The organism is Corallococcus sp. CA041A, assembly GCF_003612075.1.
In the GTDB taxonomy this organism is placed as follows: Bacteria; Myxococcota; Myxococcia; order Myxococcales; family Myxococcaceae; genus Corallococcus; species Corallococcus exiguus.
The window spans coordinates 1-10406 of sequence record NZ_RAWF01000320.1 but is presented as its reverse complement, the minus strand read 5'-3'; the positions used below and the strand labels follow the sequence as shown (position 1 = coordinate 10406).

At 68.2% G+C, this 10406-nt stretch carries 12 protein-coding genes and 1 pseudogene; 4 read left to right on the top strand and 9 right to left on the bottom strand.

All coding sequences use genetic code 11. The features are described 5' to 3' along the window. Window positions 1-274, top strand: a pseudogene (locus D7V77_RS43410) (hypothetical protein); the annotation flags it as partial. A gap of 32 nt (window positions 275-306) precedes the next feature. Here D7V77_RS43410 and D7V77_RS36735 read toward each other — a convergent pair. The 3 genes from D7V77_RS36735 to D7V77_RS44000 form a co-directional block, all read right to left on the bottom strand. Further along, window positions 307-1125 (bottom strand): carbonic anhydrase, encoded by an 819-nt coding sequence (locus D7V77_RS36735; RefSeq protein WP_120580918.1) that lies wholly within the window; start codon window positions 1123-1125, stop codon window positions 307-309. Window positions 1126-1299: 174 nt separating this feature from the next. Next, window positions 1300-2130: a HEAT repeat domain-containing protein gene (locus tag D7V77_RS36730; protein ID WP_120580917.1), complete on the bottom strand. Its 831-nt coding sequence runs from the start codon at window positions 2128-2130 to the stop codon at window positions 1300-1302. Between the two features lie 62 nt (window positions 2131-2192). Then, window positions 2193-2354: a hypothetical protein gene (locus tag D7V77_RS44000; protein ID WP_158624557.1), complete on the bottom strand. Its 162-nt coding sequence runs from the start codon at window positions 2352-2354 to the stop codon at window positions 2193-2195. Between D7V77_RS44000 and D7V77_RS43995 the strand changes: the two genes are divergently transcribed. Then, on the top strand, window positions 2353-2499 hold the full coding sequence (locus D7V77_RS43995) for a hypothetical protein (RefSeq protein ID WP_158624556.1): 147 nt from the start codon (window positions 2353-2355) through the stop codon (window positions 2497-2499). The genes D7V77_RS44000 and D7V77_RS43995 overlap by 2 nt on opposite strands. Window positions 2500-2509: 10 nt before the next feature. Here D7V77_RS43995 and D7V77_RS36725 read toward each other — a convergent pair whose 3' ends face one another. Further along, window positions 2510-4171 carry a choice-of-anchor D domain-containing protein gene (locus tag D7V77_RS36725; RefSeq protein WP_120580916.1) on the bottom strand — a complete coding sequence of 554 codons (1662 nt, stop codon included), beginning with the start codon at window positions 4169-4171 and terminating at the stop codon, window positions 2510-2512. Window positions 4172-4421: 250 nt separating this feature from the next. Between D7V77_RS36725 and D7V77_RS36720 the strand changes: the two genes are divergently transcribed. Beyond that, window positions 4422-5234, top strand: coding sequence for a hypothetical protein (locus D7V77_RS36720; protein WP_120580915.1), 813 nt, complete (start codon window positions 4422-4424; stop codon window positions 5232-5234). Between the two features lie 222 nt (window positions 5235-5456). Next, complete coding sequence (locus tag D7V77_RS36715; protein ID WP_120580914.1) at window positions 5457-6437, top strand: M91 family zinc metallopeptidase; 981 nt, start codon at window positions 5457-5459, stop codon at window positions 6435-6437. 27 nt (window positions 6438-6464) lie between these two features. Here the strand turns inward: D7V77_RS36715 and D7V77_RS36710 are convergent, their stop codons facing one another. The 5 genes from D7V77_RS36710 to D7V77_RS36690 all read right to left on the bottom strand — a co-directional run bounded on the left by D7V77_RS36710 (window position 6465) and on the right by D7V77_RS36690 (window position 9941). Then, window positions 6465-7778: a Dyp-type peroxidase gene (locus D7V77_RS36710; protein ID WP_120580913.1), complete on the bottom strand. Its 1314-nt coding sequence runs from the start codon at window positions 7776-7778 to the stop codon at window positions 6465-6467. Between the two features lies 1 nt (window position 7779). Then, window positions 7780-8796 carry a hypothetical protein gene (locus tag D7V77_RS36705; RefSeq protein WP_172811522.1) on the bottom strand — a complete coding sequence of 339 codons (1017 nt, stop codon included), beginning with the start codon at window positions 8794-8796 and terminating at the stop codon, window positions 7780-7782. 23 nt (window positions 8797-8819) lie between these two features. Beyond that, the gene (locus D7V77_RS36700; protein ID WP_120580911.1) at window positions 8820-9353 is read right to left on the bottom strand and encodes a hypothetical protein; all 534 of its coding nucleotides are present in this window, start codon (window positions 9351-9353) and stop codon (window positions 8820-8822) included. A 174-nt stretch (window positions 9354-9527) separates the two neighbouring features. Further along, window positions 9528-9734: a kelch repeat-containing protein gene (locus tag D7V77_RS36695; RefSeq protein ID WP_158624555.1), complete on the bottom strand. Its 207-nt coding sequence runs from the start codon at window positions 9732-9734 to the stop codon at window positions 9528-9530. Between the two features lie 9 nt (window positions 9735-9743). Beyond that, window positions 9744-9941: a hypothetical protein gene (locus tag D7V77_RS36690; protein WP_120580909.1), complete on the bottom strand. Its 198-nt coding sequence runs from the start codon at window positions 9939-9941 to the stop codon at window positions 9744-9746. Window positions 9942-10406 lie beyond the last annotated feature (465 nt).

The window sequence follows — 10406 nt, the reverse complement described above, 5'->3', positions numbered from 1 at the left end:
GAGTGCTCTTCTTCATGCCAGGAGAATGTTCCTCGTCCCCCCGTTTCGACGGGCCTGCCTGCTCGGCTGCACCTATGTCTTTGATTCTGCTCTGCTTTTCTCCATCGCGTTAAACGGACGCGGATGGCTCGACGAGGACCGGAAGCGCATTGCCTCCAGCTTCTCGGCCTCGACGAAGCCCGCGCCCTACCTGCGCATGATGTTGAGCTGGCGTCCGCCTCATCGCACCGCCCCGGACGCCAGCGCGATGCGCGGCGGCTCACATCCTGAATGACACAGGAGCCCGTTGGGAGGCGCGACTGGCCTTCAGCGCCCGGAGTGCGCGCTGACCGTGCGCCCGTTCAGCGGCTGCAGGGGGCGGTTGTTCGGGTTGAGGTGCGGCAGCCGCTCGAACGCGGCGATCTGCGCGTCGGACATCTGGATGGGCTGCTTCATCACGTACCACTGGAGCCCCTGCGTGCACGGGGGCGTGGTCAGCGAACCCGCGTACTGGAAGAACGCCTTGTCGCGCGGCAGCAGCGCGCTCGCGTTGAGGAGCGCCCCCGCGGGCACGCTCTCCTCCCCCATGTGCCGGGGCAGGTGCCGGAAGGCCGTGAACAGGGCCGCGTTCACCGCGCCTTCCTCAATGAGGACTCCGACGACCAGCACGGGAGCTCCATTCGCGTCCGTGTGCACCAGGTGCAGCTCGAGCGGATACTCCACGCCGTCCTTCGTGTGCTCGCTGGGCGTGTGGAAGTGGAACTGCGCCAGCTTGTACTCGCTGGCCCCCACCCGGACGGTGCTGCCACTGTCGTAGGTGAACTGCACCGTGTGCCCCGTGTTGAGCATGCGCACGCGGCTGGTGGCGTAGTGGAAGCTGGGAACGTCCAGGTGAGGGTGGGCGGCCCCCGCCGTCACCAGCGCGATGGGCGACTGCGCCTCGCCCTGCGCGCAGACCGCGTCGCCCGGCAGCTCGCCCCAGTGCTCCGGGCTCAGGGTCTGGTCGTAGCCCCAGTGCGCCTCCTCGCTGCTCGTCGTGAGGGAGGCAGGGGCGCCGTCGGCGGCGAAGGCGTTCGGAGCAAGCAACAGGGAGGACAGCAACGCGCCCCGAAGGGCGCGCACGGAGTCGGTGCGGGAGAACATCATGGTGTGGAGTCCTTTGATACAGGCGTCAATCACAAGCAGGAGCACCCCGGCATTGGACCCGGAATGTTCCGCGGTGCGCCCTATAACCTGAGGCTCGGATATGTGCAGATTTCTGATTATTTCCAGCTAGTCCGCTTTGTCACGAAACGGCGACGGCGCGAAGTGTGACGACCGTCAGCGGGAAAGGGACTCCAGGACGTGGATGGCTTCGAAGAGGACCGCGCGGAACTCGGGGTCCTCGTCCTCCCCGTCGAAGGCCTCCCGATGGCCCAGCAGCAGGGGGAGCAACGAGACGTCCTCCAGCGCCTGGGCCGCCTCCACGTCCAGCGTGGTGACCACCGGCCCCTCCAGCACGCGCCGCAGCGGTTCAAGGACTCTCGCGTCCTTGCGCAAGGCCAATCCCAAGAGCGCCTCCCCGCGAATCTTGACGTGGGTCTCGGAGAGCCGGTCCACCAGCGCCTCGCGCAGCTCCTGCGTGTCCACCTCCCGCGCCTGGGAGCCGAGCGTGAACGTGGCCCACTCGCGCACGACCTCGTCAGCGTCGCGGGAGAGGTGGATCAATGCCTGGAGCGCCTGGGCGTCCCGGTGGCTCGCCAGCCCCATGACGACGCCGAAGCGGACGTGGGCGTCTGGGTGGTCCTTCAGGGGAAGGAGCGCTGGCACCGCGCGGGGATCCCCCAGGTGGCCCAGGGCGGCGGCCATCGCCTCCAGCACGGCGGCGTCCTGCTCCTTCGCGAGCGCCGGCAGGAGCGCGTCCGTGAAGCGGGCAACAAGCTCCGGGGAGCGGTGCCGGAAATCCAGCTGCGACAGGACGTTCGCGCCGCGTCCCCGCTCCTTCGGCGAGGACGACTGGAGCCAGGCCGCGGCCCGCTGGAAGACCTCTTCCCCGCCTCGGTGGTGCAGCTGCCAGATGGCCCGCCACGCGCCCTCGTCCTCCTCGCCGCCCTGGAGCGTGCGGGCGAAAAGCGCGTCGGTGGAGAGCTCGGCTTCAGGCGGGAAATCCATGCCGGGCAGCCTAGCGCCGGACGCCCGTGCCATCCCAGGCGCTGCCCCAGCCCTGTCTGACTTCAGTCAGCAGGCAGCGTGTCCGCCAGGAACCGCTGGACCTCGTCGAGCACCGCCGCGTCCACGCCGTGCGCGAGCGAGGGGAACAACCGCAGGCGGACGCGGGCTCCGCGCGCCTCAAGCATCCGGGCGGCCTCCTCGGAGAACCGCGCGGGGACGACCATGCCGCGCTACACGCTGTCCACCACGTCCCTGACCATGCTCCACCCCCGCGCCCAACACGTGCCGCGGAAGGTGTCCGCCTTCCGCGACTTCCTCATCGACTTCCTCCAGGCGCGGCCCCTCTCCGCGCCCCCCAGTCCCAGCTGAACCGGAGGCGTCACCGCTCCATCGTGAGCGTGCGGGGGTCGTACAGGCGGATGAAGCCCCCCGCTGGTTCCGCGAGAGTGCCGAAGCCGCCGCCCACCACCACATGACGCTCGAGGTCCGCATAGGCCAGGGTGCTGACCCAGGCCCCATTTCCAAGCGGCGAGTCGATGTACGTGATGGGCCCCGGAGCCAGCTTCGACCTGTCGCCCATATCGGCGAACCAGCCCCGGCCGTAGGTGTAGACATTGGTGCCGGGGCCCATCTCATGGCCGCCGAGGAGCAACCTGGGAGCGAGGTTGAAGTTGGAGGGGAAAGTGTGCGCGTCGACCAGGCCCGGCCCCTGACCTGGTGACGTCTGCGTATTCCACAGCGCGTTGCCCGCGGAGTCGAACCACGCGGCCGTGAAGCCTCCCGGCGGCGTGCCGTTGTTGATGAAAGAGACCATCTCACCCGAGAGGGTGAAGGCCACGGCGCCCCAGCTGCCATCCTTCGTCCACTGCGTCCCCCCAACAGGGGTGAGCTTCCGGATGAAGCTCTTCACGAACACCAGGTCCTGTGGGTTGGTGCCCCGGGTGTACGCGTTGCCGCCCACGTAGACGGAGGTCCCGTCCCCCATGACGCCCAGGCCGAAGGGGGAGTTGAGCTGCGCTTCACTGATGACGGTGCTCCACCGCTCGACGCCCTCGCGCGACAGCGCGACGAGCTTCATCGCCAGCGCGGTGTCATGGCTCCCCTGCGTCATCAGCACGTAGGTGTTACCGAAGACGTCCGCCACCACGTGCCCCTCGCTCGAGGACTGCTGGGGCGGCGTGTACGTCCACCGCACCCGCCCGTCGCCGTCGTACTGGGTCACCGTACCGTTGTAGCTCAGCACCGAGAGGTACCAGTCGCTGGTGACGACGAGCTTCGACATGGAGCTGACGGGGACTGACCAGCGCTCATATCCGAACCTGTCCAGCGACGTCACACCCAGGGCGTCCTGCACGACGATGTTGCCGTCGGCCAGCGGCGCCACGGTCATGGGCGGGCTGCTGCGCAGCACCTCCCACTGATAGAGAGGCGAGAACGCCACCAGGGCGACGGACCTCGACGCGCTCAGGTGGAGCAGGCAGCCGCCGCGGGCCACATTGGCGCAGGCATTGCCCCACGTTGGGAACCCTTCCGGACCGGCGTACAGGGTCAGCTCTGTCTTGCGCACCGCGTGCCTGCACGGCTGGGTACACGTGAAGGAGTCATCCCCCGCCACGACGCGGGTGCCCGGCGGCATGGAGGTCACGTCCACCCACACGAAGGCGGTGCCCTGGAGCTCCGCCGGATTCACCGAGTCCGCCCCTGTCACCTTGAGACGCGCGGAGTGCGTGCCGCCCAGGAGGGGTGCGAACCTCACGCGCACTTCGCACTCCATGCCCGCGGCCAGGTACTTCTCGCAGGTGTTGGAGGTGATGGCGAAGAACTCGGAGCCCTCGACGGACACCGACACCGACTCCACGTCTTGTGGCGAAGCGTTGCGCACCGTGAAGAGCTGCTCGACGGGAAACTTCCCCACCTCCACATCCCCGAAGTCGAACGACTTCCGGTCGATGACGAGCGCGGCGGCGGGCTCGTCGGAGCACGCGCCGAAGAGGATGGGCGCGCCGAGGAGCAGCATGAGGGACAAAGACTTTCGGAACATAGGGGCGGACTTCTAGTCAATTCCCAGACATCGTGACAAGCCGGCGCAGTGGAGCAACGACACGCACGAAGTCGTCGCGTCAGGCGAACCGCTCGCGGAAGGTTCGCAGGTTGGGTCCGTCCCCTCCCCGCTCCCACACCGCGAACACCACCCGCTCGAACAGGAACTGACATGTGACCGGCGAACGGAACCTGTGACAGGGCGTGCGTGTCCAAGGCGCGACTTTTTCCCGAAAAGGAGCTCACGCCTCATGAAGCCGAACCTGAAGCAGTGGCTGTCCGTGCTGTGCCTGGGAATGACCGGAGTGTCCGCGACCGCCTGGGCGGACGTGGGGACGCCGGTCGACTGCGGCACGGTGGAATGCGAGGCCATCCGCGAGATGCGGTCGATCTACGCGGCGGAGTCCTCGTATTTCGGAGCGTATGATGTCTTCACGCTGAACCTCGCCAGCATCGGCTTCGCGCCCGCGGCGTGTCCGAACGGCAGCCGCGCCCCCGTGCCGGGAGCAGGCTGGGTGTCCGGGTGCAACTTCTCCTACAAGGTCACGGGCATCACGCCGCATCCGTCGCCGGGCTTCACGGCGGTGGCGCAGGGCGTGGCGGGGACGGCGTCCGCGGGCATCACCCTCCAGATTGGCACCCACCCCGTCTCCGGCCGCCTCTTCTGGCTGGAGCGCCAGGGGGTGCGCCGCTACGTGGACTCCGCGGAGTGCCAGTCGCCGCAATCCTTCACCTGCGAGGCCCAGCTGCGGGAGGCGCGGTTCAACATGGGCTACATCCACGTGGTGGAGCAGTCGTACTTCGCGGAGAGGGACCAGTACTCCACCAACCTGCCGCTGATCGGCTTCATGCCGGAGGGCTGCCCGAATGGCACCCGCGCCGCCGTCCCGGACGCGTCCTGGGTGGGAGGCTGCCGGTTCATCTACAAGGTCACGCTGAACGGAACGACTGGCTTTACCGCCACGGCGAAGGCAGTGACTGGCGCCACGGAGGGTTCCATCCTGACCATCACGGAGTCGGGGCGGACCGTCATCACTCCGTCGTATCCAGCGTGGTGCCAGTAGGCTGAAGCAGCGACCATGTCTACGGGGTGAACCGGGGGCCTGATGTCTGGAGACATCAGGCCTCCGACTCCAGTCACCAGGGCCGCCTCCGGGAAGGCCTGTTGCTTCGACGTAACCCCCTGGAATCAGGAAGGGCCGGCGGAACCCGGGGCCGTGAAACGGTGGGCACGCGGGGTGCAGTAGGGGTGGTCCGTCGCTGCACTCCACTCTCGAGGCCCTCCCATGAAGCTGCGCTCCTCTTCGTTCTCCAAGCCCTCTTCGTCGTTCGGCTCCAGCTCCCCTTCCCCCTCCACCTCCCGCCCCCGCAGCGACAGCCTGCCCGCGAAGCCTGAGACCGCGAAGCCGAAGCCGGTGGCGACGCCCGCGCAGCTGCAGGCGGGCAAGAACAACCTCAAGCCCACGGACTACGGTGTGGTGGACCCCAATCTCCAGGGCATCCGGACCCGCCGTGACAACGGCCAGTCTGGCGCTCAGTTCGCGGACTTCACGCAGGACGTGCGCCAGTCCACCAACCGCCTCACGAGCAAGCCCGTGGGCAACCAGATGCTGAACGACATCAACGGCCGCACCCAGGCCGTGAACCCTGGCGCCACGGGCACGCAGAGCAAGCCTCTGACGGCGATGGACATCTACTCGGGCCGCAATTCGGCGATGCCCAACTCGCATGTCCCGCGCAACGACGGCACCCTGTCGTCCACCCGCCCGGCGTACCGCTACGACGGCCAGCCCGGCGCCGGCACGGCCAGCGACGTCAAGTACAACGAGAACGGCGGCGGCCAGCGCTTCAACAGCCTGGGCCACGAGTCGGTCCACGCCTGGCGCGCGTCCAACGGCGTCCAGGTGAGCCCCCTGGCCGCGAGCAAGCACAGCAACGCGGACGTCTTCAATCAGCACCCGTCGCACTCGGCCAACATGAAGGACACCGTCGACAACCGCCTCCGCCTCACGGAGGAGTTCGAGACCGTGGGCCTGCGCCCCACGCCGCACACGAAGAACAACTGGGCCCCGTCCGAGAACGCCATCCGCGCCGAGCACGGCCTGCCGTCCCGCCAGGACTACTCGGGCCTGAAGCCCGACGGGAAGAACAGCAACGACCAGGCCTTCAAGAACTACGACGAAGGCACCGACGCCCGGAACTTCTTCCAGAAGCTGTCCGGCCAGCCGTCGCCCTTCCAGAAGATCGTCGGCGACCTGGAGAAGTGAGGCACTGGCTGGCGTTCCGTGGCCCGTTCAGGTCCGCAGGTCCGCCAGCCACCGCAACGCGCGAAGGCCGGGCATGAAGCCGTACTCGCCTCCGCGTGTGACCACGAACCGCGACAGGCCTTTCAGGCACCGGGGGATGGGCCGCCTTGGATAGGTGAACTCCCCGCTGCCGTCGTGGGCGCCAACGAGCGGATCCTTCGCCTCGCCCAACCCCAGGAACTCACCGCCGTTGATCCACTCCGACTGCACGAACTCGAATTGCCGTCCGAGGTGCGAGCCGATGAAGGCGAACATCAACCCCCGCTCGGCGCCGTCGTCCTCGAGGACGCCTTCGGGAAGCTCGGAGCCGTAGGCGGTTCCGCGCCGGATCATCCGGTGGAGTCTCACCACGCCCGCGACGGACGCGTCTCGGGGGTTCGCGCGCCGGGCGTGTGACCCGGGAGGCGTCTTGTAGCCGGTCGCATCGTCCGCGTAGTGGAAGTCATTGTTGCGCCGGGGGTCGGCGCCCAGCGCGGGATCGTCATGGTGCGGACACAGCGCCAATGGCGCGCCGCTGCGCCACCTCCCCATCATCTTCGCCGCCAGCAGCTCCTCGTCCCCAGGCCTGCTCGCGCTCTGCCTGAGGTACTGCCGGAACGCGGCCACCCGCTGATGGAGCTTGCGGAAGACGATGTACGTCCCATTGCGGCCCAGGACGTCGGGCTGGGGCATGGGGGGCAGGTTGCCGGTCTCATCGGGGTAGCCCAGGACGAACTCGCCTGCCTTGAGCGGCACTTCGTGGGGGTTGCTTCCGGGAATGCCGCTCCCCTCGACGGCCGGATGGCTGATGCCATCCCTGAACCCGAACGGCTCCCGCTCCGTGCTGAGCGCGTGGCAATCCTGACGCCAGAGGGCCTGGACGCCGCCCAGCTCGCGCAGCGCCACACCCGCGCGCTCCAGCGCGGCGTCGAGCCGGGCCTGGTCCGGCGAGAGCGCCGTCAGCACCACATGGACGTCGGGGGTTCCCAGCGGTGACTCCCAATGCTCGGGGCTGCTCTCGCCTTCGTCCCCCAGCGCCTTCGCCCGGGCCGCCATCCCCTGCCGGAACTCCCACGCGAAGCTGTCCAGGGAGTCCCGTGGCACGCCCAGCGCCTCGAGCCCGGAATGCGTGAGCGAGACGCTGACCCAGCATTCCGCGGCCGGCCGCTCCGGATGCGCGGCCGAGGACACCACCGAGCAGAGCCGGCGCATCAGCTCCCGCCCCGCCTTCCGGTCGTCGATGCGCAGGAGGATGTAGGTCGCGACGTACGGCGTGGGCCGGGGCCGAAGCACTCCGCTCTGGATGTCGTCCAGTTCGAGCATGTCAGTGGTCGGTGGCCAGGTTCTTCCAGAAGCGCTCGAGGCTCTCGTCCGCCCCGAACAGGGTGCTGAAGATGGTGGAGTCCGCCACCAGCACGTCGCCGGCCCTGCCGTCGCCCGGCGGCATCCACACCAGGGCGTTGAACTCGGTGTTCCCCGCGTTCGTGAAGGGATGGGGCCGGGACGTATCAATGGGCTGTGTCGCCAGGACGCGAACCGAACGGGTGTCGTCCGTCGTGACCGCGTAGTGCGGCAGGTGCATGTGGAAGTTGAAGTTCTGGACCCCGGCGAGCCAGCCGCGGGTGTCCAGGTCCTCGCGCACCCGCAGGGGGGCGCTGCGGTTCGTTCCCTTGACGACCGCGGGGCGCAGGCCCCAACGATTCTCGACAGGGATTCCCAATCCCTTCATCAACGAGCGAGCATAGTTGCCAAAGCGCTGCTGGCGAGGCACCAGCGCGTCGCCATGGTGCGCGTATTCGAGGGCGCGCTCCTGAATGTCCTCCGAGTGCCCGACGTCATGGTGGGGGCCCATCACCAGACAGGTGCCTTCGCGCGCGAGGAATGCTCGGACCGCTTCAACCTCCTCCGGCGTGGCCACCTGCTCGGTGACGTTGTGGTCCAGGCTGAAGACCAGCAGCGTGTCGGCGTCAGCGAGGACCCGCTCGTCGAGCGGCAAGGCGAAGCCCGCCTGGTCCACCCGCTGGAACATGGGGACCGCGTATCCGGTGACCTCCTCGACGAGCTTCTGGAACCGCACCCAGGCCCAGAAGAAGAGCTCCAGGGAGCCAGAGATTCCCTGCTGGAACCTCCGCGGGTCCGCCCACTGCGGGGACTCGTACGTGGGCCAGAGCACCCGGCGGACCTCGGTCATCGTCGAGAACCGGTTGTCCATTCCAGTCGGTTCCCGATTGGCTTCTCCGGGGTAGCTCCAGGACGTGTAGACACTGACGCGCCGGTGCCCCTTCGAATAGCGCCTCGGCGCGTGGTCCTGGTTGTACGTCCGTGCGGGCGTCTTGCTCATGGCAGGCCCTTCTCGCTGCGGTCCTATTGCATCTGCTCGAGCATCTCGGTGAACGCGGCCTTGAGCTTCAGGGCCTTCTTGATCTCATCGCTGCTGAAGTACGGGTATTCGCCGTATTCGAGGAAGCTGTTGCACTGGTGGTCCCGGAGGAACTGGATGAACGCCTGCGTGTTGGTCTTCCAGTCCATGGGGAAGCCCTCGAGGTTCTCGAAGGCCGTGTTGAGTCCGGAGCGCGTGAAGATGACGACCGCGTCTTCGGTGTATTTGTCGAAATCGGTGTCGAAGATGCCCTGATACATGAACCGGGTGTCGTTATCGAAGAGCACCCAGCGCAGGTAATGAAGCTTGAGCGGCGCCAGGAGGTAGGGCTCGGCCTCGAGGGACTCGGCCAATCGCTGACCGTAGCCGCGCAGCGTCTCGGCGCGCCCCGGTTTGACGTTGGCGACGATGGTGAAACCGTAGCAGGCGGGAGTCTTGGGAAAGATGGGGCCGTACTTCCCCTTCTCCAGGTGCTCGGTCGACTTGGGGATGGCCATGGCCTGAGGTGTGAGTTCCATCGCGAAGCTCCTCTGACGCTCACGGCTCAAGCTCGCGACGGGGCCCGGCGCATGCAAGGGCCGCCGGCCTCCAGCGGCCAGGCTGTGCTTCGAGCGCCAGACCTCTTGAGGCTGAGGAACAGACGCATCAAGGACTCACCGCCCCGTCGAAGGCGGCGGTGAGTCACCGTTACGTCACGGGCGGTACAGCTCCACCGAGGGGTTGAGCACGCTGGGGCTCAGGTAGCCGCCCGCGACCAGGATGTCGCCCGTGCTCAGCGCGGTGGTCGCCTGGTTGTAGCGCGGCGTGGACAGCGCTCCGGACGGCGCCCAGGTTCCCGTGGCCGGGTCGTACAACTCCGAGGAGGCGAAGACGTTTTCGCCGTCGTGCCCGCCCACCACCAGCACCTTTCAGGAGGGCAGCACCACGGCCGCCGACTGGGCGCGCGAACGGCGCAGGGGATGCTCGCCGTAGACCCAGTCCCGCACCGCGGGCCCGAAGCTGCTGTCGGTGTTCCTGTCGCGCACGTCCGCGCGGACGCGAGGGCCCCGGCTGGTGGCAAGCCTGGTGGCGGTGGCCCTGCTGGGGACCGCGTGCGAGCCGGGCATGAGGGTCTCCCAGCGTTCGCTCCAGCACGCGGCGCTGGTGGAGCCAGAACCCCGTCCTCTACTGGGACCCGGACGGCAAGGACGCCGAGTTCGCCGCCAAGGCGCGCGAGTTCGGCGTGGGCTTCCTGTCCGGCCTGGCCCAGTCAGTGGGGGCTCCGCGGCTCCCCGTGGACCTCCCCATCGAGAACCAGTACGGGCAGATCGTCGGGGAGCTGGTGGGCGGCATCGCCCAGCTCGTCGTCGCCGACGCGATGGGCGGCGCGGGCGGCGCGATGGCGGTGGCGGGCGTGGTGGGCACGCCGGCCACCGCGGGCGTCAGCCTGGGAGCGGTCGCGGCGGGCTCCGCGATGATGGCGGGCGCGGTGGTCGTGGGCGCCAACGGCACGGTCCACATCGCCAGCGCCACCTCCCGTTTCATGGCACTCCCTTTCTCTTATACACATCTGACGCTGCCGACGATCTTAC